This window comes from Paenibacillus beijingensis (genome assembly GCF_000961095.1).
GTDB lineage: Bacteria > Bacillota > Bacilli > Paenibacillales > Paenibacillaceae > Paenibacillus_O > Paenibacillus_O beijingensis.
The window spans coordinates 3489563-3515056 of the sequence record NZ_CP011058.1 but is presented as its reverse complement, the minus strand read 5'-3'; the positions used below and the strand labels follow the sequence as shown (position 1 = coordinate 3515056).

26 protein-coding genes and 1 pseudogene are annotated in these 25494 nt (G+C 52.7%); 5 read left to right on the top strand and 22 right to left on the bottom strand.

Annotated features, from left to right (window positions below):
- Window positions 1–99: 99 nt before the first annotated feature.
- Both VN24_RS15930 and VN24_RS15925 read right to left on the bottom strand, forming a co-directional pair.
- Window positions 100–1350, bottom strand: a complete 1251-nt coding sequence (locus tag VN24_RS15930; RefSeq protein WP_148505259.1) for a sensor histidine kinase — start codon at window positions 1348–1350, stop codon at window positions 100–102.
- The gene (locus tag VN24_RS15925) at window positions 1347–2063 is read right to left on the bottom strand and encodes a response regulator transcription factor (RefSeq protein ID WP_045671196.1); all 717 of its coding nucleotides are present in this window, start codon (window positions 2061–2063) and stop codon (window positions 1347–1349) included. The genes VN24_RS15930 and VN24_RS15925 overlap by 4 nt, the downstream gene beginning before the upstream one ends.
- A 226-nt stretch (window positions 2064–2289) precedes the next feature.
- On the opposite strand from VN24_RS15925, the gene VN24_RS15920 reads away from it, so the two are divergent.
- Window positions 2290–2982: a class I SAM-dependent methyltransferase gene (locus tag VN24_RS15920; RefSeq protein ID WP_045671195.1), complete on the top strand. Its 693-nt coding sequence runs from the start codon at window positions 2290–2292 to the stop codon at window positions 2980–2982.
- Window positions 2983–3086: 104 nt separating this feature from the next.
- On the opposite strand, the gene VN24_RS15915 is transcribed toward VN24_RS15920, so the two are convergent.
- From VN24_RS15915 to VN24_RS28220, 3 genes and pseudogenes are all read right to left on the bottom strand, one after another.
- Complete coding sequence (locus VN24_RS15915) at window positions 3087–3572, bottom strand: hypothetical protein (RefSeq protein ID WP_148505258.1); 486 nt, start codon at window positions 3570–3572, stop codon at window positions 3087–3089.
- Window positions 3573–3845: 273 nt separating this feature from the next.
- Window positions 3846–4691 carry a family 1 encapsulin nanocompartment shell protein gene (locus VN24_RS28225; RefSeq protein WP_045673370.1) on the bottom strand — a complete coding sequence of 282 codons (846 nt, stop codon included), beginning with the start codon at window positions 4689–4691 and terminating at the stop codon, window positions 3846–3848.
- Window positions 4692–4739: 48 nt separating this feature from the next.
- Window positions 4740–5333 (bottom strand): annotated as a pseudogene (locus VN24_RS28220) (IMEF encapsulin system ferritin-like cargo protein); the annotation flags it as partial.
- Between the two features lie 45 nt (window positions 5334–5378).
- Between VN24_RS28220 and VN24_RS15905 the strand changes: the two are divergent.
- A complete protein-coding gene (locus VN24_RS15905) occupies window positions 5379–5765 on the top strand; it encodes a 2Fe-2S iron-sulfur cluster-binding protein (protein WP_052702992.1) in 387 nt (128 codons plus the stop codon).
- 6 nt (window positions 5766–5771) lie between these two features.
- Here VN24_RS15905 and VN24_RS15900 read toward each other — a convergent pair whose 3' ends face one another.
- The 10 genes from VN24_RS15900 to erpA form a co-directional block, all read right to left on the bottom strand.
- A complete protein-coding gene (locus VN24_RS15900; RefSeq protein ID WP_045671193.1) occupies window positions 5772–6947 on the bottom strand; it encodes a GGDEF domain-containing protein in 1176 nt (391 codons plus the stop codon).
- 255 nt (window positions 6948–7202) lie between these two features.
- Complete coding sequence (locus tag VN24_RS15895) at window positions 7203–7931, bottom strand: ABC transporter permease (RefSeq protein ID WP_045671192.1); 729 nt, start codon at window positions 7929–7931, stop codon at window positions 7203–7205.
- A 2-nt stretch (window positions 7932–7933) separates the two neighbouring features.
- On the bottom strand, window positions 7934–8650 hold the full coding sequence (locus tag VN24_RS15890; protein ID WP_148505257.1) for an ABC transporter permease: 717 nt from the start codon (window positions 8648–8650) through the stop codon (window positions 7934–7936).
- The gene (locus tag VN24_RS15885; RefSeq protein ID WP_045671191.1) at window positions 8647–9561 is read right to left on the bottom strand and encodes an ABC transporter ATP-binding protein; all 915 of its coding nucleotides are present in this window, start codon (window positions 9559–9561) and stop codon (window positions 8647–8649) included. The genes VN24_RS15890 and VN24_RS15885 overlap by 4 nt, the downstream gene beginning before the upstream one ends.
- A gap of 225 nt (window positions 9562–9786) precedes the next feature.
- A complete protein-coding gene (locus VN24_RS15880) occupies window positions 9787–11151 on the bottom strand; it encodes a sensor histidine kinase (RefSeq protein WP_045671190.1) in 1365 nt (454 codons plus the stop codon).
- Window positions 11148–11819, bottom strand: coding sequence for a response regulator transcription factor (locus tag VN24_RS15875; protein ID WP_045671189.1), 672 nt, complete (start codon window positions 11817–11819; stop codon window positions 11148–11150). Before VN24_RS15875 ends, VN24_RS15880 begins: the two co-directional genes overlap by 4 nt.
- 41 nt (window positions 11820–11860) lie before the next feature.
- Window positions 11861–12580 carry a hypothetical protein gene (locus tag VN24_RS15870; protein ID WP_148505256.1) on the bottom strand — a complete coding sequence of 240 codons (720 nt, stop codon included), beginning with the start codon at window positions 12578–12580 and terminating at the stop codon, window positions 11861–11863.
- Between the two features lie 80 nt (window positions 12581–12660).
- Window positions 12661–13704 (bottom strand): serine hydrolase domain-containing protein, encoded by a 1044-nt coding sequence (locus tag VN24_RS15865; RefSeq protein WP_045671187.1) that lies wholly within the window; start codon window positions 13702–13704, stop codon window positions 12661–12663.
- Window positions 13705–13911: 207 nt separating this feature from the next.
- Window positions 13912–14328, bottom strand: a complete 417-nt coding sequence (locus VN24_RS15860; RefSeq protein ID WP_045671186.1) for a hypothetical protein — start codon at window positions 14326–14328, stop codon at window positions 13912–13914.
- 219 nt (window positions 14329–14547) lie between these two features.
- Window positions 14548–14907, bottom strand: a complete 360-nt coding sequence (gene erpA / locus VN24_RS15855; protein ID WP_045671185.1) for an iron-sulfur cluster insertion protein ErpA — start codon at window positions 14905–14907, stop codon at window positions 14548–14550.
- Window positions 14908–15181: 274 nt separating this feature from the next.
- Between erpA and mqnE the strand changes: the two genes are divergently transcribed.
- Both mqnE and VN24_RS15845 read left to right on the top strand, forming a co-directional pair.
- Window positions 15182–16285: an aminofutalosine synthase MqnE gene (gene mqnE, locus VN24_RS15850; RefSeq protein WP_420798575.1), complete on the top strand. Its 1104-nt coding sequence runs from the start codon at window positions 15182–15184 to the stop codon at window positions 16283–16285.
- Window positions 16286–16390: 105 nt separating this feature from the next.
- Window positions 16391–17458, top strand: a complete 1068-nt coding sequence (locus tag VN24_RS15845; protein WP_045673367.1) for an NAD(P)/FAD-dependent oxidoreductase — start codon at window positions 16391–16393, stop codon at window positions 17456–17458.
- Between the two features lie 30 nt (window positions 17459–17488).
- Here VN24_RS15845 and VN24_RS15840 read toward each other — a convergent pair whose 3' ends face one another.
- Complete coding sequence (locus VN24_RS15840) at window positions 17489–17758, bottom strand: YuzB family protein (RefSeq protein ID WP_045673366.1); 270 nt, start codon at window positions 17756–17758, stop codon at window positions 17489–17491.
- A gap of 107 nt (window positions 17759–17865) precedes the next feature.
- Between VN24_RS15840 and VN24_RS15835 the strand changes: the two genes are divergently transcribed.
- A complete protein-coding gene (locus tag VN24_RS15835) occupies window positions 17866–18111 on the top strand; it encodes a NifU family protein (RefSeq protein ID WP_045671183.1) in 246 nt (81 codons plus the stop codon).
- A gap of 137 nt (window positions 18112–18248) precedes the next feature.
- Here the strand turns inward: VN24_RS15835 and VN24_RS15830 are convergent, their stop codons facing one another.
- The 6 genes from VN24_RS15830 to VN24_RS15805 all read right to left on the bottom strand — a co-directional run bounded on the left by VN24_RS15830 (window position 18249) and on the right by VN24_RS15805 (window position 25487).
- Window positions 18249–19025, bottom strand: coding sequence for an SDR family oxidoreductase (locus VN24_RS15830; protein ID WP_420798574.1), 777 nt, complete (start codon window positions 19023–19025; stop codon window positions 18249–18251).
- Window positions 19026–19080: 55 nt separating this feature from the next.
- On the bottom strand, window positions 19081–19782 hold the full coding sequence (locus VN24_RS15825; protein ID WP_045671182.1) for a Cthe_2314 family HEPN domain-containing protein: 702 nt from the start codon (window positions 19780–19782) through the stop codon (window positions 19081–19083).
- Between the two features lie 128 nt (window positions 19783–19910).
- Complete coding sequence (locus tag VN24_RS15820; RefSeq protein WP_045671181.1) at window positions 19911–21677, bottom strand: UbiD family decarboxylase; 1767 nt, start codon at window positions 21675–21677, stop codon at window positions 19911–19913.
- On the bottom strand, window positions 21674–22600 hold the full coding sequence (locus VN24_RS15815) for a COX15/CtaA family protein (protein WP_045671180.1): 927 nt from the start codon (window positions 22598–22600) through the stop codon (window positions 21674–21676). The genes VN24_RS15820 and VN24_RS15815 overlap by 4 nt, the downstream gene beginning before the upstream one ends.
- A 679-nt stretch (window positions 22601–23279) precedes the next feature.
- The gene (locus VN24_RS15810) at window positions 23280–23627 is read right to left on the bottom strand and encodes a thioredoxin family protein (protein WP_045671179.1); all 348 of its coding nucleotides are present in this window, start codon (window positions 23625–23627) and stop codon (window positions 23280–23282) included.
- A 144-nt stretch (window positions 23628–23771) separates the two neighbouring features.
- Window positions 23772–25487 carry a putative polysaccharide biosynthesis protein gene (locus tag VN24_RS15805; protein ID WP_045671178.1) on the bottom strand — a complete coding sequence of 572 codons (1716 nt, stop codon included), beginning with the start codon at window positions 25485–25487 and terminating at the stop codon, window positions 23772–23774.
- Window positions 25488–25494 lie beyond the last annotated feature (7 nt).

The window sequence follows — 25494 nt, the reverse complement described above, 5'->3', positions numbered from 1 at the left end:
CCCTAACCTTACAATGTTGTCACCTTTACAGCACCGTACCTTACACCCTTAAGCGCAACCTTGAAAAATTACGCCGACATTCCGTTCCCCATTCACCATTCACCGTTCTTCCGCAAAAGTTTGCATCTCCCGCGCCATCCCGTGAATTCCGCCGCCGCTTATTTCAACGGTCACCGCCGTTCCCCGTCCCTCCGCCGATTCGATCCGGATCCGGTGGCCGAGCTTCAGGCACACCTGCTGAACAAGATACAATCCCATCCCGGTGGACTCCTCGCTGGAGCGGCCGTTCTCGCCCGTAAAGAACGGATCGAACACGCGCGGCAAGTCTTGGGACGGGATGCCGATGCCCTCATCCTGCACGGTCACCGTCGCGACGCCGTTCAGAGCGTGCCCGACTTTTACTGTCAGCCGCTTGCTGCCCGGTTTCGGACGGGAATATTTGATGGCGTTCGCGATCAGCTGGTTCAGAATGAAAGCCAGCCATTTCTCGTCCGTTTCCGCCCAAGCCTCGCCCTCCACCTGCGGAAAAATGCTCCCGCGAATAAGAAGCCGCTTATGCGTATTGATGCAGCTGCGCGCCGCCTCGTGCAGCGCTAGCCGCTTCGGATGCAGATCGAGCTCGAATTTGTCCAGGCGGGCCGTGTTCAGCATTTGCTCCAGCCCTCGTGCGAGCCGTTCCGCCTCTTCGCCGACGCTCAGCAGCAACGCCTTCGCTTCCGCTCCGGACAGCCCGCCGCCGCTCTCCTGCTGCGCGATCAGATCGATGACCGAAACAGGCGTCTTCATCTGGTGAACCCATTGATGGATAAAATGATGGTGAAACTCCTGTCGTTTCTTGTATGCATCCAGCGCATTGTGATAGGCCAGATGGCGGGCGGCAAGCAACTCCTGCACGGCGCGCTGCTCACGCGTGACGCCCGCGTTCAGCTGCTGCAGAGCTTGCGGATCGCCCGCCTGCGCAAGCGCCGCCTGCAGCTGGCGCAAATAACGTTTGTGGCGGGCGTAATCCGCCGCCAGAAAAAGCACGAGCGCAAAAACGGACAGCAGCACAAAATAAAGCAGTGTCCACCCGTAATAGCCGCTGCCCGCAGCGGTTCGGTCCAATATCCAGATGAGACACCCGACTCCGATTGCAGCCAGAAAAGAGACGATGTAAAAAAGCCTGTCCAGCACATACGTCCATCCGCTCCTCATACCGTCCTGTCCGCCAACGTTTCCGTCCGCAGCCGGTACCCTTGTCCGCGCAGCGGTTCGGTCCAATATCCAGATGAGACACCCGACTCCGATTGCAGCCAGAAAAGAGACGATGTAAAAAAGCCTGTCCAGCACATACGTCCATCCGCTCCTCATACCGTCCTGTCCGCCAACGTTTCCGTCCGCAGCCGGTACCCTTGTCCGCGCACCGTTTCGAGCGCTTCCGAAAGCCCGAGCTCCTCCATTTTTTTGCGCAGCCGGGTCACGTTCACCGTCAGCGTATTGTCGTCGACGAACTGAACATCGTCCCAGAGCGCTTCCAGCAGCCGTTCGCGGGAAACAATCCGACCTTCCGCTTCCAGCAGACATTCCGCCAGCAGCCGCTCGTTGCGGGTCAGCTCTACAAGGCGGTCCGACCACTCGAGATGGCTGCGCCCGTTGTCGAGACGGAGGCCGCCGCAGGACGGCCCGGCCGCTTTGCCGGCCGCCGAAGCCGACGCATATTCGCCGTAAGCGCGGCGAAGCGCGCTTTTGATTTTGGCGATCATCAGGTCCAGATGAATCGGCTTCGTCAAATAATCGTCGCCTCCGTTTTCGATCGCCATCACCTGATCCATCTCCCCCGCCCGCGCGGAAATAAAGATAACGGGCGCATTCGAGCGGACGCGAAACTGGCGGCACCAATAAAAGCCGTCGAAAAAAGGCAGGTTGATGTCCATCAGCACCAAATGCGGAGCCGTTTCTTCAAACTCCGCGTTCAACTTGTTCAGCCGTTTGGCGATGATCGCCTCGAAGCCGTATTTGCAAATATAGCTTTGAAGCAGCGCGCCGATCTTCTCATCATCCTCTACGATCAAGATACGATACATTGCTGTTGTCCTCCTGAAATATATGTAAACCTCAAGTCAGCGTCGGCGGTTTTCATCCGTCCTGTCACTATAGTAAACCATTGCGGCATGCGCAAGCGAATAAATCCCATTTATAGAAAGAAACTATAAATAAGATAAATATTATATATTTGTTTAATAACGATTCCTTTTGTTATGATAATGACAGGGAATGAAAGGAAATTACTTTAAGCGGAGGAGATTGAACATGGACAACGGCCGGCATAACGTAATCGCCCGATTTGATGAAATTGCGCTTGACTACGACTTTCAGCGAAAAAAACTGATCCCTTGCTTCGACGATTTTTACAACATTGCGGTATCGCTGGCCGCGACGGCGAAAGATTCGCCGACCATATTGGATATCGGCGCCGGGACGGGACTTTTTTCAGCCTTTCTGCTGGAGAAATATCCTGAGGCCAATGTGACGCTTATCGATATTTCAGAGAAAATGCTGGAGGTCGCTAAAAAACGCTTTAACGATCGCCCAAATGTGACTTACATCGCAGATGATTACACAACGCACGATTATAGCGGTTCTTTCGACATCGTCATTTCGTCCCTCTCCATTCATCATTTGACGGACATCGAAAAAAAGGCGTTGTACAAGAAGATCTACTCGCTCCTGAATGACGACGGGGTAATGGTTAATGCGGACCAGGTTCTCGGAAGCACTCCGTATCTGGAGACGCTTTATAAGGAGGATTGGAAGCAAAAGGTCGAACGCAGCGGGCTGCCCGAAAAAGCGATCCTGTCCGCCTATGAACGGACGAAGCTGGATAAAATGTCGCCTTTGGACGAGCAGCTAAGTTGGCTGAAGGAAGCCGGTTTTGCGGATGTGGACTGTATGTACAAATATTTCAACTTCGTTGTCATGTTCGGCCGGAAAACCCCGGGCTGAATTTCTACTCTCCAAGCAAACGAACCGGTCAAGATCAGCCTTTGACCGGTTCGTTGTTTTGAAGCTTATGAAACGGGACAGCATCTTGCTCCCGATTTTAGTTCTTAGGCGATGCGCATCGGCAGTATTTTGGCGGAATGCTGCAGGATTGGATGCGCATTTTTCACATGCGCAATCGAATCTGCACCGATATCTTCCACGATTCTTTCCACTTCCGCTCGAAAAATCGAAGTTGCGCTTCCCTCGTTCAGTTCACAAAGCCGAAGCAAATAGTTTACTTTCTGACCGATCTTGAACGACTTATAATTTGTATTGACCAAATCCTTTAGCCATTTATGCGACGGCTGGGAGATCTGGGCGACCTCACTTATATTTGCGATAATTCGTGTTCCGTCATTGGTAAAAAAACCGATCGAATAGATTGTTTTTCCATCGGTATCCACGCTTGTTATGACAGGATAAGCATATTCTTCGCCAGAACATAAGCGGATTCGCTCTGCCTCTACTGCTCCCCCGACTTTTCGCTCATTTCGTATCACGGTATGAATATCCTGCAAACCATTAATTGACGTAATCATAATAGCCTCCATCTTATGCAGTTAATTCCTGTTGAAGTTCAAATATCCCAGTACGAAACAAGCAAAGAAGAGCAAGAACAACAGAAATACAGCAGCAGTTTGATCGTTTCTTCGCGATAATGATTCTCATTATCTTGAGACCATCATAGTATAAGGCGGTCGCATTTGTCAAGAATGATTCTCATTCCCAAAATTCTCATCTCAGTGCTTAACTTATGATTTTCTTCCTGTTATTATTCAAGAAAAATAAAAAGCATGCCCTCCACAAAGGAGAGCATGCAAAACTTAAGCTTCTTCAAACGTACAAATCGCAATTGGCCGCTTGATGCGGAGCACGATCGTCTCATAAACCCGGAACAGAAAATTCAAATGTTCCGAATCAAGGAAGGCGCTGTCGAAATCCTCGGCGATGACCAAGTCAAAATTGTGGCGCCCTGTATTGACCATCACTCCGGATCGGCCTTTAAGCGACGGAGACTGGAATACGCCGTCGGTTACGAGCTCCTTCACATGCTCGATCTCCAGAACATTGGTTCCTTGATGGACACGATGCAACGATGCGTATAATTCGGGCGACAACACAAGCGCGTACGGCCCGGTTTGTCCCACCTGCTGTAATTTACGGGTTGCCTCTACGACATCTTCAAACGCTTTTCCCGATTCCATCCAATTCTCGATAATGTGGGTCAGACGGCCTTTAACATTCATTAACCCGGGAAGATCGAATTCTTCCGAGCCTTGGAAGATCAGCTCATCCTCAAGTCTTGCGCACTGCGTTGCCGCATTGGCAGCCGGACTTAAGTCAAGCGGGATGGAAAGACTTTTCGCCAATTCAAAATCTCTTCGATACAGCGTAAAATCTTTGTACAGCATCGGTATGGTCAAGTTCCTTCTCCGGCTTGGGACGGAAAGTTCAAGTTTACTGCCGTGAACGTCGATTCCCCCGCCCTGAAGTTCGTCGAAGATGTCGACATTGATCGACTGGATGCCTTCTCCGATCGGACCATAGATTTCGATAAACCGTCTGCCGATCAATTGTTTGCGGGCGGCCTCAATAATGGTTTCATTCATTTGCTCCCATTGCGCCGCATTTAGCGGGGAGTCGGGATAAATATCGACTTTGTTTGCCATCGTAACCCTCCGGAAAAATTGCTCTTTTTTCATTCCTTTCAAGCTGCCAACCGTTAATCCTTTTCTTGCCGGCGCTTCGTTCTTCCAATTGAAATCGGCTGAAACGGGGCTTTGATGAGCCGCGCTGTGCACGTCATGATGATCGGATGCTTTGGCACGATTGGCTTCCGGAAGAAATTCTTCATTCAATTGAAACAAAATATCTTTTATAATAAGGTAATCACGTTTCGTTTGGTCAATCATTCCGTGCAGCTTCTGGTTGGTCTCGCCGGATGTAAAGTGGAATAGCATCAGTTCAAGGTGCTCCAGAAAATTATGCTGCCCGAACGTTTCCAGGTTGATATCCTGCAGCAAACCTATCAATTTGCGCTCGGCAGCTTCGTTCGGAGAAACGATAGCCAGCTCGGCCAACTTAGGGAGAAATAGTTCCAGACGCTCCAAATGCTGTTCTTCTTCTTCGAAAATGTGATGAAAGTACATCCGTTGATGCTCATCGACAGCGTTTGCAATAATCGGACTGATCAAGTTCATAAAATATTGGATATTCTCTTTGGTGACGGTAAACATATCTCTTAACTGTGCGATTCGCTGCAATCGTTTCTCCCCCTTTCTCGCTATTGAACTAGTATTTACTTGTTTCATTCATTTTATAACACTTCGTTGTCACTTGGAAAGGAGATGCCGATTATGAATCGAAAATTGACGGTCGGCTCTTTAGTGCCAAGCTCGGTTGTTGTCAATCAACAACATAAAACGTCGACTCCCCCCGGGATTCCAAAGACGGTATCAAGAACTGCAATATCGGGCATCCGCCTCATTCAGGACGGAAATGTTTATGAGGTATCTTTTATTCCAGGGAAAAATCTATTAGAGTCAGGCTTGGACAACGGTATTCCGCTCAAATACAAATGCCGAAAAGGCTCCTGCGGCGTATGCAAAATACGCTTAATCAGCGGAGCCGGCTTGCTCACTGAGGCCAATAAACGCGAGCGCAAATTATTGTCCGACGACGTTAAGGCTGGTTACCGGTTGGCCTGCCAGGCAACGATGGGACCTTCCGCCATTGATGATTAAGCGGCATCATCCGGAATCAAGCTGCAGCCGGCTGCGCTGCACGCCGTTTCGCCCGCTCTTTTTCACGCTGTACAGCGCGTTGTCGGTTAGCGTATACAGCAGCTCAAGCTGCGTCCGCTGATCGGGGACGACGGTGACGAGCCCCCCGCTGATCGTAAACGTTAATGGAATATCCGGCAGCGTAACGGAGCTTACCACCTCGCGGATCCGCTCGGCAGTCCGGCCAGATGCCGTTTCATCGGCGCCGGGCATCAGAACCGCAAATTCATCGCCTCCGTACCGGCCGAACAGATCGCCCGCGCCGAGCTGCTCCTGGATGCGGCTCGCCAAAAGCTCCAGCACCATATCCCCGGCACTGTGACCGTATGTATCGTTAATCGTTTTAAAATGATCGATGTCAAACAGCAGCAGCGACACCGGCGCTTTTTTTCGCGCATAATCGGCGAGGCACTGCCTGGAACGCAAAATGAACGTTCTGCGGTTCAGCGTGCCCGTCAAATCGTCATAGCTGGCCACCCGCAGCAGTTCCCGATCTGCCTGTTCCTTGGACAAGAGCACAAAACCGGTATTGCCCAAAATCATGACGAGGTAAATGGACACAAACGTCAATGTCTGAAACAGGTCTGGCGTGAACAACCCCATGCTGGAACCCGGCCGAAGCGCTAAGATCCCTCTGCCAATGAGAGATATAAAAACGAGCAGATACAAATACCCGACCATAACGTTAAGCAATGAGGAATCCCGCCGCCGGATCATCAGCCACACAGGTATAATAATGTAAGCCGCCGTGCCGAACGAAGCGACTGCAATTCGTATGTATTCGACGTTGTACAGCAGAAACACCGCATGAAAAGCCGCGAAATTGACGGCGGACAGTATAATGTAGATCCGTTTGATCTTTTGATTGAAGGCTCCCTGCAGCTTCAGCAGCGCCGCCGTTTCCAGCGCCTCCCCGAGAAACAGAAGCGTGTTGCCTGCAGAGACGGAGAGATAGTCGGGTATTTGGCCGCGCAGCGCGACGAGCAGCCATGCCAGCGCTTGAGCTAATTTTGCCCCGAAAAAAGTGTTCACGGTGCTGTCTTTCGCATGCTGACGCCGGTAAGCGCTGATCAAAATGACGGTAAACAGATGTCCAATCATAAGCAATACGAAAACGGTTTTCATATCCAGCAAAAAATTCATCACTGCGCCACCATCTCACCTGAGAAGTTCCACGTCGGAGAGTCCCTTGTCGTTATCCGGTCTGTTCATGGCAACGAAAGAACTCCCTCGTATCTCGGACGGAGAACAAGGGAGTTGAATCGGTCTATATTTTGTACCGGGAATAATCGCTGCCATTATTTTACCTGACTATACTTGCAGCCGCAACCCTCGGACCTATTATTGTCTTCACTTCTCTTACGAACCATGCACCTTTCGGACCCCAAGGCGCTGTGTTCAAATCGCTTTCTTCGAGAAATAGAGCAGGCCGGACACGATAAACAGCACAAATCCGCCCAAAATGATGCCGAATAACGATTCCGCAGACACGTTGAAGGCGCCATACGAATCCGGACCGCCGGGCACCATCGCAAGCATCGGCTGCGCCCAAGGGTAGTAAGGGGCGTAATCTTCCGAGTTTACAATGAGCAGGTTAGGCAGCGTAAAAATGACATTAACGGCGAGTGGCGCGCCGAAGCTCGACCAGGCCGTCGACACGCCGAGCTGCAGAGCGGCCAACGGCAGACAGGCCAGCAGGCCTCCCGCTACCGAACGAAGCAGCTCCGCCCACGGGATCGGAAAGGCAAACCCGAGCGCCAGACCGATCAGCAGCAAAGCGGCAAGAAAAATAATTTGCGTGACCGCAAGCAGCAGTACAACAAACCCGAATTTGACCAGAAACACCTGGCTGCGCGTTACCGGAAGCGCGAGCATCATTTTCCAGCCGCCTCCTATATGTTCATATCGGCAAACGAGCGCCGCATAGACGCCGGTCAGCAGCGGCAGAAACAGCATCGCGTGCAGGACGGACATCATCGAAAGCGCGTAAACCCAAGCTGAGGAATCCTGAGTTCGATCGACGTCAAGAACGCCGATTACCGCCGCCAATATCGGACTGACGGCAGCCAGCATCCAGATCACCGTTTTGCGCAGCTTTAACCATTCGGAACGAATCATCGCCACCATCTTTATTTCACATCCTTTCGTACAAACTCGATTACCCCGGCATACAGCACAACAACGCCGAAGACGATCCCGAGTGCCGCGGAATAAAGCGGGTTATCCGCCGCATTTTGCAAATAAGGCCATTTATAAGGCATCCAGTCGTCGAAGCGGGTGGAGAACAAGGAAAAGACGGTGCCCGCAATTCCGATGGTCAGCGCAATCGCCTGGTTGTGCATCGTAACGGAAAGCCACACCTGCAGCGCGATAAACGGCACAATCGCCAAATATGGATAGTAAGCCATTTCAAGCAGCTCGCGATAAGGGATGTCCGCCGCAGGAAAGCGAAGGGCGAAACCGAGTGCGACCGTTCCGGCCGCCAGCAGCGTGGACGAACAAAAGAGCAGCAGCGCCGACAGCAGAAATTTGCCGATGAACACCTGAGATTTTTTGACCGGCAGCGCTAAAATCTGTTTCCAGGAATTTGTCTGGTGTTCGATTCCCGCCGTCATCGAAGCGATGATCGCCAGCCCGATGAACAGCGTCGGCACCATCAGCATGCCCACATTCCATAACAAGCCGCCCCATAGATCGGCCGCATACTGCTTCGTCAAGTAGTCGTAGCGGAGGCCGAAATTCACCGCTTGCAAGCCGACTACGCCAAGCGGTCCCAGTACGGTCAGAAACCAGATCATCTTTTTGCGGATTTTCAGCATCTCCGCGGAAAGGACGCGCACGATCACAAGCTTCCCTCCCCGCCGGTCATCTCCAGGAAAATGCGCTCAAGCGAAGCCTCCTCCTGTTCAACCCGATAGACGTCAAAGTCGTTCCGGACCAGTCTTGCGACCATATCGGCAATCGTTTCGTCGGTATCGCTGCTCACCGTCAGTTCGCTGCGGTTCCAATCGGCCTCATAACCGCCCGCCAGCAGCAGCTTCCATGCCGTTTCCGGATCGCTCACCCGAAGCCGGATTTTCGTCTGCGCTTTCTCCTGCAGCGCCCGGATGGAATCCTGGAAAATCATGCGGCCTTTTGTAATAATGCCGACTCTCGTCGCCATTTGTTCGATTTCCGACAACAGGTGGCTCGATACCAGCACCGTAACGCCCTGCTCCTTCGGCAAACTCTTGATCAGTTCGCGAATTTCGAGAATTCCCGCCGGATCGAGTCCGTTGGTCGGCTCGTCCAAAATAAGCAGCTCCGGCTGCCCGAGCAGCGCCGTTGCGATTCCGAGCCGCTGTTTCATGCCAAGCGAGAAGCCTTTTACCGGACGTTTCGCTTCCGCCGTCAGCCGCACAATGTCCAGCACTTCGCCGATCCGGGCTCGCGGGACATCCAGCAGCCGCCGGACAACCTCTAAATTTTCCCATGCGTTCAAATGGCCGTAATAGGAAGGATACTCGACAAGCGAGCCGACCTTGCGCAAAATCGCCATTCGTTCTTTGCGCAGATCCTTTCCGAAAATCCGGATATTTCCTTGGGTCGGCTTGGCCAGACCGAGCAGCATGCGGATCGTCGTTGTTTTGCCCGCGCCGTTCGGTCCGAGAAAGCCGTAAATATCCCCTCTTTCGATCCGGACGTCAACATCGCTCACGACCGCTTTTCCGCCCAATTTTTTCGTCAATCTGTCCGTCTGCAATATCCATTCGTTCATTCTTTCATCACCTCGCAAACTATCGTACACCCGCAAGGTTAAATCCGAAGTACCGTCCCGTTTAAAATCCGTTTAAAAAAGCAAAAAAGCCGGCGCATTTATGAGTCCGCGAACTCATAACGCGCCGACTTTGGGCGATTGGCGTATGACTGTCTCATGCGTCAGCTTTAGCGCTAGGACGACCGTTCCATGCGCCGGTTTTAGGCGACAGGCGAACGAATCGTTTCATCCGCCGGCTTTAGGCGACAGGCGTACAATAGTCTCTCCGGGTTTGCTGTCGGTCGCGCTTTGCAGCTTCATTTCCTTCAGCATCAATGAAATGATGGACAGTCCGAGTCCCGCCCCCTTCTCAGCCGATTCCGTTTCCATGCCCGGGCCATGGTCCGTAATGATAATGGTTCCTCCGCGCTCCTTCGTGACTTGCATTCCGATGTACCGGCCCGATTTCGCATGACGGAGCACATTTTGCACATAATTGTCCAGCACCCGCTCCAGCCACGCCGGATCGACCTGCCAATAAACGGCCGTTTCCGCAAGATCCAGTTCGATTGTAAACCCTTCTTGTTCAAAAACGGGGTACCAGCCGGCAAACAGCGACCGTACGGTGCGCACGATTTCGATTTCTTGCGGCTGATAAGGATACTTGCCGGCGGAAAGCAGCGAATACGAGAACAGATTGTCAATCAACCGGCTCAGGTAGTCGATTTTCCGTTCAATGAGAAGCGTGGATTCCATTCCCCGGTCGGACAATTCCTCGTTTCTCAAGCTGAACGCATGGCCGCGAATCGTCGTAAGCGGGGTGCGGAGGTCATGCGAAAGCTTCGCGATCAAATCGCGGCGCAGCGCCTCCTCCTTCGATTCCCGCACCCGGCTGTCATCGAGTTTTCGCACCATTTCGTTAAACGTCGCTTCCAGCCTTCCGATCTCGTCTTCGTTCTGCACCTCGATCATGTCCGGAATGGCCCGCCCGGGAGCACCGGTCATCGCCGTTTGCAGACGGACAAGCCTCCTCCTGATCCGATAAAAAAAGAAAAAGGAGATCAAAAGAAATCCGGCCAAAATAAGCAGCGTGCCGGCAATAAAAGCGGTATCCGGCACTCGCTGAACGGGAGCCTGCATCATTTCTCGCGGAACTTCAAACACGATGAACCCTTCATCTCTCGTTTCCCCGATAAAGGCAACAATCGTAAATGGATCGCCGTTTATCCGTTCCTTCATAAATTGAACGGTATACGCGGCTGACCAAACGTCCGGCAGCGACGAATTGTCCGGCAGCTGCAGCCTGGTCGTGCCTGACTGGTCGACCCAGAACATTCCGGCTTCCGGGTAAGCCGTCTGCAACCGCCGAAGCGCTCTGTCGATAACTTCAGCGGACGCTCCGCCGAGCTTCTTTGCTTCCTCGTGCCACCTTTTTTCCAAAGCGGCTCCGTTCTGATATCGGTAGTCATCGAAGATATCGCTATTCATCACCTGCATGGACAGGAAAAACAACAGCGACACGAAAGGAAAAGTCAGCGGCAGCAGCACCAGTGCGGACAAAATGATCAGCAAATATTTGGAAAGAAGCGAATTGCGAAGCTTGAATCTCATAATTTCACCCGGTAACCGATGCCGCGAATCGTCTCGATGATCGCCGGTTCGCTCGGATTGATTTCGATTTTTTCGCGCAAGTAACGGATATGGACCATTACCGTCTTATCGCCTTCCATGTAAGGCTCTCCCCAGATCGACTCGTAGATCTGCTCCTTCGTCATGATCTGATTCGAATGCTTCAGGAAAAAAAGCAAAATTTGCAGCTGTTTGGCCGTCAGCGGAATTTCGTCCCCCGTCCGGCTATCCATGACGGATTGCTGTTCAAGCCGGACGGTAATGTGACCGAGTCTCACTTCACTGCCGATCGACTGCCCGAACCTCCGCTGCAGCACCTCCAGACGCGCCGCCAGCTCGTCCGGGTGGAACGGCTTCGTCATATAGTCGTCCGCAAAGCTGAGGCCCTGCAGCTTGTCCTCCACTGAGGACAATGCGGACAGCATCAGAATCGGCACTTGCGGCGCCTCCCGCTTCAGCCTTTGCCCGACTGAGTAGCCGTCCAGTCCCGGCAGCATCACATCAAGCACAACAAGATCGGCCTGCTTCACCTCTTCGGTCGCCCCTTGGCCGGAAGTGAGCCACCGGACGCTGTAACCGCGTCGTTCAAGGTCCGATTTCACCCACTCGCCGATTTCCGCTTCGTCTTCGATATATAAAATTCGTTTCATTTATAGACATCTCCATCAGTCCCTGTTGCTTTAACAGTGTGCTATTGAATATTAAAACTTTTCAACATCTTATCGTACTCTTTAAAGTCAGATTGTTTGAACCTTGTCTTATCTACAAAAAAGCGAATGATAATAAAATCATTACCGTTTTGGATTATTGCCAACTTTCCAATTGAATCCGATGATTCAAAAGTGGCTTCTTTTGCCTGTTGCTTGAATATTTCCGTATCTGTTTCACTTGTAATTTTTATACCTGAAGACTGGTCATTTACTATAGACTTGTAGTATTCATCTAAACTATCGCTTGCTTCGGTCTCAAGAAAGAAGTCAACTCCCATATAATAATTACTGTAAATTTTTCTGTTCGGCGTAATTATTGACGGATGCCAGTTACCGTTAACAATCATCTGATAAAAACCATCGCTATTTTGGGAATAGAGATTGAGGTACATTGGCCCACCAATGATCAGCTTGTTTTTCTTGCTGTCGAATTCAATTCTACTGTCCAGTGCGGCTATCTCCGAAATATTTCGTATTGGCAGATAAGTTGTTCCTTCATAGTTAATAGCCTTCATTGGTGCAAGCTGTTCTCCATTAAATTCAACATTTAACGATGGATTTAAAATAGCCTTAATCTCTTTGAATTTTGAAGATGCCATAGCCCCAACAGCATTACCTAGTAGAAAAACAATTGAAGCCCCAATAATAATCATCTTTTTCTTTGGCAACATATTTACCCCTCCATCACGTTGAAAAGCCATCAGTTTGTATCCAATAATACTGTAACATATATTGGAATAAATGTTGCTTTTCTAGTATCGTTTCCCAATCGCAATCTGCGTCAAAGCTTCGAGTCAGCATCAGTATGCAAGCATTGCATCACACAGTCGCCGAAAGAGCGAATGCTTTCCAAGTAATTATAGCCCGGCGGGTTGCCGAGCCGATTCATCAGCCTGACCACAACGATGTTATGCGTTGGAATTACTAATACCGCTTGTTCCATAGCTCCAAGGATTTGATAGGAACCGGGTGGCACCTGCGAACCAATCTCGCTTTGCTTGGCTGGCCGATCTTTAACTTGCCACAAAAAACCATTTTGAGGAAGATCGGAACTGGGCAATTTGGGACTTTGAAGGGCGGTGATCCAGTCGATGATTTGTTCAGGAACGATTTGCTTGCCGTTGATGCAGCCCCTCTTAAGGTGCAAATACCCCCAGCAAGCGAGGTTTCGTGTTGAAGCAAACAAGTTCGGCATATCCCCGTCCGGACTCATCTTCAATTCCGAGGAAGCTCCTCTGCCGGGATCGTGTACAACCTGCACAAGATCATCGTGCGGCTTAGTTCTCCATCCAATCTCCGTTAATCCCATAGGGAGAAAAACGTGCTCCCGGCAAATTTGTGCGACCGTTTTGCCTGTAACCTGATGAACGATTTCCGTTAACAGCCGGATGTTTTCGCCTCTGTAGTCCCACCCGCTGCCGGCCGTGAAATGGTTGTACAGCTCATCTTTTTCGTTCGTTCTCAGCCCGTGAGTATGCGTTAACAGATGCCGTAAAGTAATTCCCTTCATTACATCCTTATTGAGATTCGGTAGATATTGGAGCACGGGGTCGTCAATTGAACCTAATCTCCCGTTATACATGGCCCAAGCAACTGAAAAGCCGATCAAACTTTTGCGAACCGAAGCAACGTTGAATTGCGACTGCGGCTGCACCGGCTTTGATCCCGGAAGGGTGGAGAGAAAACTGTGATACGTTTCGGCAACAATTTTATCGTTATGTATGACCATTAGTGCGGATGCGGAAGCCATTCTTAAATCATGAAGATTTTTAACATGTTTAACAAGCGGGTCAAATCGCGGAGACAGATTTTTTTCAAGCAACAAGATTTATTCATCCTCACTTATGAATTTAAACGAACCGGCGTAGAGAGTTCAGCTATTCCTCGGACTCGCTTTTAATACCGAATTCTGTTTTTCGGGGTAACTTCCTTGAGCGTAAATCATTGTAGGCGTGGTTTATGTTCGGTTTATTCTTCTTGGTGAGTGAGAGTCCTCGTAAAATATCTCTTAACGGAAGTTGAGGAACAAATCCTATGTTCTTTTCGTAATAACTTTCGCAAATAATGTTGTTGACAGAAAAGAGATTAAAACTGCCGGTATCAAGGCTGTAATGCTTGCAATAAATAAATCATCACTGAACTCCTGGATTTTCAAAACTAATGGTAAAGGCCGGCCATCCTCATTTCCTGACGGGAGAAAGTACATAAAATGGTCTGCGATTAAATCGGTCAAAGCAAATACCCAGAAAAATACAGATCCTACAATGGCTGAGCTTGCTACAATCTCTCCGGACTTTTTCCATTGTTTAGAGGTTAGATTAAAAACGATTGCAATAAGAGAAAGAGAAACAATGATAACGTAGAGTTCGATCCGTTCTACATAAAGCGATTTCGTTACAAGAAGAAAAAACGTTGTTACGGCAACAATCAAACCTACAGTTCTTTTCAACGCAATCTCCTCCACAATTTAGCTGTACTGATCTATCATTCTAACAAGTATACTCCCGTTACTTCAGGAATAGAAAGCACCCGACTGAGCGGCAGACATCCCGGAATGCTTGGCAAATACCTTTAAGCAAACAAAAACCTCCTCAAAATAATGAATGTACGACATTCACACATTAAGGAGGTAAATTAACAATCAAATTTTATTCGACCGATTTTCTAATCAGCACTGCTCCGGATTCGGCTTGCCGGCCGCAGCCGCCGTGCGGAAGCTCGAGCCACACCCGCACGTTGCGGTGGCGTTCGGGTTATGAATGGTAAAACCGCCGCCCATCGCGGATTCTTTCCAGTCGATTTCGAGGCCGTTCAAATAAACGATGCTGTCGCCGTCGACGACCACTTTCAGGCCTTGAACTTCCATTTCTTTGTCATTATCGTGATGCTCGTCGTCGAAGCCCATACCGTAGGAGAAGCCGCTGCAGCCGCCCTCCTTCACGCCGATACGAAGGAACAAATCCGCGCTTTCCTCTGAGGCGAGCATTTCCTTAATTTTATCCGATGCCGATTCGCTGATTGCGATCATGCGTTATCCCTCCATTTCATCTTCCTGTTTCTTCATTATACTCCAAACAGCCGAAATCGCTCAAGGCATGGCTGCCCCGAGCTCACCTCTAAACGCGGTCGCTCATCTTCGAATGACTCCGATACGAGTTTTTCTCATTGAAGCTTTAGTATATGCAGTTTATAATAAACAAGACGTGTTTTTGTGGAGCGAACAAGTTCTTTTTTTCACAATCCTGGAAAAAATTCAGGCGGAATCGAAGCTGTTTTTTGATTACCTATAAGGAGGTTGCATCATGAGCGTCATACTACCGACTGAAGACCGGAAAATGCTGGACATCATGGAAAAAGTCCGGCATGGCGAGCGAATAACGCGGGAAGAAGGCGTATTCCTGTACAAGTCCGACGATTTGCTGACGATCGGCCAAATGGCCAATGAGGTGAATCTGCGCAAAAACGGCAAAAAGGTTTATTTTATCGATACGATGACACTGTACTTTACGAACGTATGCGAAGCGCACTGCGCCTTCTGCAGCTTCCGCAAGGATCAGGGAGAGGAAGGGTCCTACACGCTGTCGGGTGCGGAAATGATCGAGTATATCGAGCAGCATATTCACCCCGGCGTCCGGGAATTCCATATCGTCGGCGGGCATAACCCCCATGTTCCGTTTCAATACTATGTAGATTCGCTTAAAGCGCTCAAGGAAAAATACCCGCATGTCACGCTGAAAGCTTATACGGCGGCAGAAATTGATTTCTTCTCCCGCATCAGCGGTCTCAGCTACAAGGAAGTGCTGCAGGAGCTTATGAAAGCGGGGCTCGAGTCGCTTACGGGCGGCGGAGCGGAAATTTTGTCCGATCAGTACCGTCAGAAGATGCGCGTGGAAAAAGCGAACGTAAGCCAATACCTCGCCGTTCACCGCGCCGCGCACGAACTCGGCCTGCGCACGCATACGACGATGCTGTACGGCTCGGTGGAAACGTACGAGCAGCGCATCGACCATATGGCGCAGCTGCGCGAGCTGCAGGATGAAACGAACGGCTTCATGGTCTTTATTCCGCTGTCGATGCAGCCGTCCAGTCCTAAAGCGGGCATCCGTCGCCGCAATTCGGCATACGAGGACTTGAAGACGATTGCGATCGGGCGTCTCATGCTCGATAATTTCCAGCACATCAAAGCGTATTTCATCAACATCGGCCCGCAGCTGACGCAGGTATCCCTGACGATGGGCGCCTCCGATGCGCATGGGACGCTTGTGCGCGAGCGGATCAGCCATTCGGCCGGCGCGCTGACGCCGGCAGGGCTGTCGCGTGAAGATTTGGTCTGGCTCATTAAAGGGGCAGGCCGCATTCCGGTGGAACGGGACACCTTTTACAACGAAATCAAAGTGTATGAGTAAGCCGCTTCAGCGAGGCGCATATTAGGTTAACAACCCTTATATGATATGGATGAAATGCGTTGGAAACATTAGGAAAAGATTCGAGAAGATAAGGTTGTGGATACGATGAAACGTTTTGTCATTCTGGGCGGCGGATACGGCGGTTTGGCTTTAGCGCAGGAGCTGCTCGACGGGGATGTCCCCAGCGATGTTAGCCTTGTTATGATTGACCGGATGCCGTTTCAAGGCCTCAAGACAGAATATTACGCGCTTGCGGCGGGAACCGCTTCGGATCATGAACTGCGGGTATTGTTTCCTTCCGACCCGCGGCTGCTGCTCACGTACGGTGAAGTGACGGAAATCGATCCGGCGAACAAGCTGGTTTATCTGGCAGGCCAAGATCCTCTTTCTTACGACTGGCTCGTCATTGCGCTCGGCTGTACGGACAACTACCACGGCATCGAAGGCGCGCAGCAATACTCTTCCAGTATCCAAAGCTTTTCCTCGACACGCAAAACGTACCAGCTGATCAACGATACGAAGCCTTACGGACAAGTGTCGATTATCGGGGGCGGACTGAGCGGCGTCGAGGTGGCTGCAGAGCTGCGGGAAAGCCGGCCGGATTTGAACATCCGGATTATCGACCGGGGAAGCAGCGTACTGTCTGCATTCCCGGGCACGCTGAAACGTTATGTGAGCTCCTGGTTTGTCGAGCATCATGTGGAAATGCGCGGAAACGTTTCGTTAGACCGTGTTGAGCAAGGAGCGCTTCACGACTGCAAGTCGGGCGAGACGATTCTGACCGACGTCACGGTATGGACGGCCGGCATTCAGCCGGTTGAGATTGTGCAGCGTTTAAACTTGCCGAAAGATAAGCAGGGCCGGCTAGTGGTCAATGATTTTTATCAGCTTCCGGAGCATACGAACGTGTTTGTCATCGGCGACTGCGCATCCGTCCCTTATTCCCCAAGCGGGCAGCTCGCGGGCGCAATGGGCAAGCAGGTCGCGGAAGTGATGCAGGCGCTTTGGAAAGGCAAAGAGCCGAAGATGTCCCCGATCAGGCTCAAGGGCGTACTCGGCTCCCTCGGCAAAAAAGCCGGGTTCGGTTTGATGGGCAAAACGTCGCTCGTCGGACGTGTGCCCCGTCTGCTTAAGAGCGGCGTGCTCTGGAAATCCAAGCGTCACTTCGGATAGCGGACAAGCCGGCCGGCGGCCGGTTCGCGCTTACAGATCGTCGATCAGCTTGTCCAGCGCTTCCCGGTCCGCCTGCTGGTCCTTCAGCACGTCCCGGATCCGCTCTTCAAGCTGTTCCACATCTTCAGCGGAGACAATCTCTCCGTTCACAAGCGCAAACGGCGCCAGGTAGCATTCGCCGCAGTTGCCCAGACAGCCGTACTCGATGACATCCAGTTCGGGATTCTCTTCGAGCTTCTCGAGGAGCCTTCGGGTGCCATGATGCATGTTGCTGGCGCAAAATTCAATCATTGGTTTCAGCATGATGTTCACCTGCTTATACAAAAATACCGGGCGTGCCGGTTTAAGGAGTCCATTTTCATTTGAATGGCTTTGTATTATAATAGGGGAGAAAGGAGTGAATTGCAATGAGCGAGAATGCACAAAGCACGATGTATGATGAAGTGCTCGACGTTCTGGACAAACTCCGCCCGTTTCTGCAGCGCGACGGCGGTGACGTTGAACTGGTTGACGTGGAGGACGGCATCGTTAAATTGCGTCTGATGGGCGCATGCGGCAGCTGCCCTAGTTCCACCATTACGCTGAAAGCCGGCATCGAGCGCGCTTTGCTTGAAGAAGTGGAAGGCGTGCAAGAGGTTGTTCAAGTATTCTAATATGAGCGCTTCACAAAAGCAACGATACGAATTAAAAGAGTCTTTCCGATGCGGGTTCGTTAAACCGCCGGAAAGACTCTTTTTTGTTCCGCTCCGTCGTTATTCGGGTTACGTTTTTTTAGCCAATACCTGAACGGCTACCGTTTGATGGACGGCCGGATCGGGTCGAGCCCTCCGGTTACGTCAATGATGTTACCGGTTAAAAAATCGGACTGCGGCAGGCACAAAAAGGTGATGACCCTGGCAACATCCTCGCCCGTACCCGGCCTTCCGCGCGGCGATTCGTCGTCAGGTACGCCGATCACTTCGGAAATCGACTTCTCTTTATTCTCGCCGCGGATATCTCCCGGACAGACCATATTGACGGTAATGCCGTATTCCGCTTCCTCGACGGCCAGTGTCTTGGTAAACGATACAAGACCCGTCTTGGCGGCGGCATATACGGCGCGGTGCGGCCAGGCTCTGCCTTCCATTGCACGGCCAAAGCCGAAGTGCACGATGCGACCCCACCTTCGCTCTCTCATGCCCGGCAGCAGCCGATGATCGAGCAGCATGGCGCCAAGAAGATTGCCGTGCAGCAGTCCGACGATATCTTCGCGATCATACTCGGCGAATACGCGCCGCTCCCGGATGAACGGCCCCGCATTGTTAACCAGAATGTCAACGCCGCCGAACAGCCTCTCCGCTTCCGCGCCGAGCCGCTCGACGTCGTCCGGCTGCGAAATATCCGCCTGCACGGCGGCGCAGCCGACGCCGAGATCCGATATTTCCGCGCACAGCCGCAGCGCTTCCGCTTCGCTCGTTTTGTAGTTCAGTACGACATTGCAGCCTTTGGCGCCAAGCTCCATAGCAGTACGCCGGCCCAATCCCTTTGCACTTCCCGTGATCAGTACGGTGCGGCCCTGCAGCTCCAAGCTTCTCCCTCCCCGACTACATATGCATGGTGCCAGTATACCATATTCAGGAATGCTATCTCCGCGCGGAGTTCAGGTAGTCAAACGCGATTCGCAGCGTTTCCGCAGCCATGGCCAGTCCCGCCGCGGAATCGTCGATTTGCTGCTGCAAATTTTCCAGCTTCATCTCCGTCCCGTAATGAAGACGGCTCTGCGCCAAGTCGTCCTGCAGCTCAGAGTTCATATTGTGCACTTCGACGTTCCGCCGTTTGCGCAGTCGCGTCATCGAATCCTCGTATTTGTCGTTCACTTCGTTCAAAGCTGCCGCAAGCTGCCCGTGCAGCCTGCGCTCCCGCATCCGCCGCAGCACCGTGAAATACGAAAAATACGGCTTCACCCGCTCCGTTTCAAGCGCCAGCCGATCGTTCAGCAGCGTACCAAGCTTATCGAGCAGGGCGAACAGCCGGATAAACATATTTTTGTCGAAATAGACGTAACGCCGGTAATCAAGCCGCTCTTCATCCGTTAATCCGGCATACGTATCGCTCCGGATGCGGCTTCCGAACCGTTGTGCGGCATAATGGCTCTGCTCAAGCTCATCGAGCGACGAGATCAGGCCGAGCGTCCATATTTCGTATGTCCGTTGCTTGTGGTTCATGTCGCGGCCCCGCTCCGCTTCCCGGCGGAAATAGGCGGCCGCGGCCGTCATCGATTTCACCGCATCCGCAAGCTCACCCTGCGGCGTATGCGGCGATTCGCCGAACAGGAATCGAAGCATGTCGTCCTCCTTAAGGCTTTGGGTAAGTCAAACCAGCATCATTAAGGTTAGACATAAGTCAAAATCAGCATCGTAAGCATAGGCTTAAGGTTTTGCCTCAGCAAAACCACTTCGTAAGGTGCCGTGATTCAGCCCGGGAAATATTCCTTCCAGCGGCTGTCTACCTTTTGCACAATATCTTCGCGCGGGAAGAGCTCATCCGGATAGCCCGGCTTCATGCGGGCATCGATGACAAGCGGCAGCCGGTATCCCAAGTGATGCCGCTGCACATCGGTTGCGGCGTAAATATCGTCAGCCGGGTTGAAACGGGTAAATACCGTCCATAAAAACGGCGTCTGCGCGCTTGCCGTCTGCTTGGCGTCGTCGACCAGCACGACGAGCGGCCAATCGGTGCCTCGCTCCAGAAGCTCTCCGAGCACACGCTGCGGCAGCTCCGGATCAGACGCGTAAGAAGCGCCGGATACGGTCAGGCAGCCGCGGCAGTAAACGGCGATATCGTTAATATCGGCCAGCGGGCCTTCGCTGTATTCTCCCGGCAGCGACCGGACCGGCTCTCCTACGCCGAGCAGAATCGCCTTGCTGCCGTGATTCAGCTTGCCGCTCGTATAATCGAGCGTATCGTGCGACGTTTTATCGAAGACGAACAGATCGGTTTCCGGCCGGAAACGCTCCAGCACCGTCTCCAGCAGCGTGTCGAAGCGGGACAGGTCGAGCGGCTGGTCGGTCAGCATCAGCACCTTGGTGAGCGACAGCTGTCCTTCGCCTAGAATGCGGAAGCCGGTTCCGAGCGCTTCGCGGGAATAGCTTTCCCGAACGATGGCGGCAGCCAGCGCGTGAACGCCCGTTTCGGCATACGCCCACAGGTCGCGCACCCCCGGCATGACCATCGGGAAGGCAGGCCCGAGCAGCCGCTGCAAATATTCGCCCAAGTAGTAGTCTTCCTGCCTCGGCTTGCCGACGATCGTCGCCGGATAGATGGCATCCTTCCGGTGCCAGACGTGGTTCACATTGAATACCGGAAAATCGTGCGTCAGCGAGTAATAGCCGAAATGATCGCCGAACGGTCCCTCCGGACGCCGCAGATGGGGCGGAACGCTGCCGCTGATGGCGAACTCCGCTTGTGCCGGCAGACGGTGCGGTCCGTACGGGTCGGTAACGACCGGCAGTTTGTCGCCGAGAATGAGCGATGCGATCATCAGCTCCGGCAAATGTTCCGGCACCGGAGCGATCGCCGACGCGATAAGCGCCGGCGGCCCGCCGAGAAATACCGTCACCGGCAGCGGTTCATTCCGCTTCTCGGCCTCGTAATAATGAAAGCCGCCGCCTTTATGGATTTGCCAGTGCATGCCGGTTGTGGAATCGTCGAATACCTGCATCCGGTACATGCCCAGGTTATGCTTTTTGCGGTGCTCCGGATGTTCCGTATAGACGAGGGGCAGCGTGACGAACGGTCCCCCGTCCTCCTGCCAGCTTGTAAGCACCGGAAGGCCGGCAAGCGGCTTGTCCTTGCGGCACACTTCCAGCACCGGCGCATTCGAAGGGGCTACCGTCTTCAGCCCGACCTTCAGCACATCTTTGATCAGGCCGCGCTCGCCCCATACGGCGCCAAGCGACGGGGGCAGCAGACGGTCGGCCGCGCCGACAATATTTTTCATCAGCGCCTCCGGCCTCGGTCCAAAAGCGAGATCGACGCGGCGCGCGGTGCCGAACATGTTCGTCAGAACAGGAAAAGAGCTGCCTGTCACGTTCGTGAAAAGCAGCGCCGGTCCTTCCTGTTCGATTACCCGTCTATGAATTTCCGCCAGTTCCAGATAAGGATCGACCGGCGCGTCGATGACGGCCAGGTCCCCTTCGCTGCGAAGCAGCTCGACAAATTGCCTTAAATTATGATTCATGAACCAAGACGACCTCCCCGTGTTCGCCACGCCTGGATTCCCATATCGAGAATAACGGAGAACAACCCCGTCACGATGACGTTATGCAGCAAGCTGGTAAAGACAAATTTCTTCTCGTCGCCGATCGTAGCGGTCAACAGCGCGCCGCTCAAAATTTGTACAATGACGAGCACAAGCGCCCACTTGGCGGATGCGCGCATGCTTGTCCGTCCGCTATGAACCCGCTTCATGATCAGATAGAACATCGCTATAAGAATAAAGAGCAGCAGTCCCGCAATCCGGTGCAGGAACACGATTCCTGTCGCTCCGTTAATTTCCGGGACGAATTCGCCGTTGCACAGCGGCCAGCCGAGACAGCCGCCGCCGGAATCGGTATGGCGGATAAATGCGCCCAAATAAACGACGACATAACAGTAGACCGCGATAAACAAAACGAAATTGTATATGAAGCGAGGCACAGGTTCGCCTGCGCGCTGCGCATAGCCCCTGTCCATCCTCCGCACCCAGACGACGAGCAGCGCCGTGCTTGCGACCGCAAGCAACGAAATGCCGAAATGAAGCGCAAGCACCGGCGGCGACTGGGAATAGACAACCGCGAGAGCGCCCATAACAGCTTGAATAATTGTTAACACCAGCGAAGCCGTCGCATACATGACCGCTTCCCTATGTTTGCGGTACAGCCTAAGCGTCGCGATGAACGTAGCCACGATCAATAGCCCTACAATACCGGTAATAAACCGGTGCGAATATTCAACGAGCGATTCAAACGTATGAGCCGGTACGAACTTCCCGTTACAAAGCGGAAAATCATGTCCGCAGCCGAGTTGGGATTCGGTTGTCGTCACCGTGGAGCCCGCAATGAGGACGATAAACATTCCGACACACGATGCCCATGCAAGCGCGCGATAACGGCCGGATATCATTACAAATCACACCTTCCCGAAAATCATTACAAACCATTATATCGATATAAAATGACAAAAGCCATGTTGAAAATGTGACGATTCCCGCTATATTCTGCAACTGCCCATTTTCTATTCTGCCCTAAAGAACGCAGTAAAAGAAGGGGCTTGGCCCCTCCCGCGACCGGTATGGTAAGCATGAAGCTAATGAACGCCGTAAACGGCATCCATTTTGCATCAAGCCTATCATCGTATGGCTAACGAACCGAGCCATCGTTATTTGTACCTTTTGAACCTGTTCCAGGTTCTAACGAATCGTAGCGTCACTATTGGATTCATATCGACTCGGTTGGGTTGTTTTGTGATGAAATAGTGATTGCAGGGTTCGTTATCGCTCAAGAAGTCTCCTTATTCCTGAACGAACGGTTTTACGATTCGTTAGGCCAGTTTCATGCATTCGTTCGCCGCCATTCGCCGCCGTGCACTGCTCGAGGACTCCCCTGTCTCAAGATTGTCCCAAAACCGAGCAGCCATAAGGAAAACAAAAACGAGGCGGAAGACTTCCTGCCCCGAAATTTTGGCTCTTACCTCGACCGGACTTTCACCGGCTAGTTGTCCCTAGCTTGGCTAGGCGCGCTAATGTTGAAAAAACCGCACGCCCCTTCTTAACGAAGGTTCGTGCGGTTTCAAAAAAGGCTTCTCAAGCTTGCGGCATCGCATCGCTTACTTGCAGGGCGCGGTCCAGAAATTGTTCGATCTCCTCGCGCGTCTTGCGCAGCTTGCTCACAAAGCGGATCACTTCGCTGCCGCCGCGGAACGCGATAAAGCTCGGAATGCCAAGAATATTAAGCTCCGAGCACAGATCCGGCAGATCGTCCCGGTCGATCTCGATGAATTTAATACGGCCAGCGTATTTGGTTTCCAAATCCGGCATGAACGGATTGATAAAGTGGCAGTCCGGGCACCAGGTCGTCTTAAACACGGCTACGGTTACGCCGCTGTCCGACACCGCCGAACGGAACGCCTCTTCGCTTTGCACCTTTTCCATTCTGAATCATCCCCTTATTCCTTGCGCTCATATAAATGGACTTCGCGCTGGCTCAACAGCGATTTGTAATGATCACCAGTTGACTCCCATTGTAGCGTACAGCCTGCCGCTTTGACAAGATTCGCGCACCGGCACGAAAGCGGATTAATCGGCTTTCACAGACGCCGCGCGGCTGCGGCCCAGTCTGCGGACAAGCGGGAGCAGCAGCTTGCGCAGCGGACCCGGAAACGATTTCGCTTCGGTTTCCGTTACGACTCGCAGCATGATCAGCAGCAGCGCATACAGCCCAAGCGTGACAAGCCCCGTCGCCATACAGCCCAGCAAATAAATGAGCTTCGGCGGCAGGGCGCCTTCAAGCGCTCCGCGCACCAGCACGTCAACGCCGTAGCCGGCTCCGGCGGTAACCACGATCGTGAGCAGATAAGCCGGCCAACGCTTACCGAGCACGGCCAGCTTCACGCTGCTTCTTACGACTCTCAGATTAAGCACGGTAATAAGCAGGAAGCAGAGCGTGGAAGCGAGCACAAGGCCGTATCCGCCAAGAAGCGGAGCGAGCGCGAGGCTGGCGGCGATCTTCACGGCGAACCCGAGCAACGTGTGGATCATCGCCGGCCGCGGCTTTCCGAGTCCGAACAGAATGGAATTGCTGGTCATCATCGTAATCTGAAAAATCGTTCCCGCCGTCAGCGCCGCTACCATCCCGCTCCCCGCCGGACTGCTGAACAGCAGGCCGTTCACGGAATACGCCGCTACGGTTAATATAAGAGCGGCGGGCACGCCGGTGAAGACGACGATCCGCATGACGAGCGACGCCTGCCGCTGCACCTCATCCATGTTCCGCACCGAGTTGGCAGCGGAGATCACCGGGATGATGGACTGGCTGAGCGCAATCGCCAGGATCGGCGGAATTCCGGCAATCGCCTGGGCATTGAAAGTAAGATAACCCATTGCCTCTTTTGCCGCAGCATACGAAGAATAATACGATTCCGTCAGACGCACAAAAAACGATGTATCAACCAGATAAAGAAACTGAACCGTCATCGCGGTTACGACGACCGGCAGCGACATAGAGAAAATTTCTTTGTAGATGGAACGGAACGGTAGCTTCACCCGCTGTTCGGTTTTTGCGGCCGCTGCCGACTCGACCGCTGCAGCTGAGGCGTCGGGTGCCGCTGAAGAAGTGTCCCGCCGGGCGAGCGCCGCTTCTGCCGCGTCCATTCTTTTCAGCTTGCGGCCGTACCACAGCATGACGGCAAAAGCGCCGATACTGCCGAACACGCTGCCGAACGTTGCGGCCGCGGCGATCCAGCGGTCCCCCCAACCCCAGTTCAGCACGATCAGCGCAATGCCGATCCCGAGCACAACGCGCATGATCTGCTCCACAATTTGCGAGATGCCGCCGGCGGCCATCATTTGCCGTCCCTGAAAATAACCGCGCATCATCGCGATGACCGGAAACAGCAGCAGCGCCGGCGCGATGGCACGGACGGATATATCCGCCCCCGGCGTCTTGGCGATGAAGCTGGAATAGAGCGGTGCCAGCGCGTAAAGCAGCGCCGCCAGTACGATGCCCGTTACCGCGCCGAAGATCAGCGCCGCCCTGTAGATCTGCTGCGCTTCGGCTGGACGGCCGAGTGCGTAGCGCTCCGACACCATTTTGCTGATCGCGCTCGGAATGCCGGCCGTCGCGATAATAAGCAGATACATATAGACGGTATTGGCAACCGCGAAATAGACGTCACCGTCATCGCCAACCATATAATCGAGCGGTACCCGCTGAAAAATGCCGAGAAACCGGGCGACGAGCGCTGCCGCCGCCAATATAAGCGTACCTTTAATGAGCGAATCTTTTTTGACCATGAGTGCG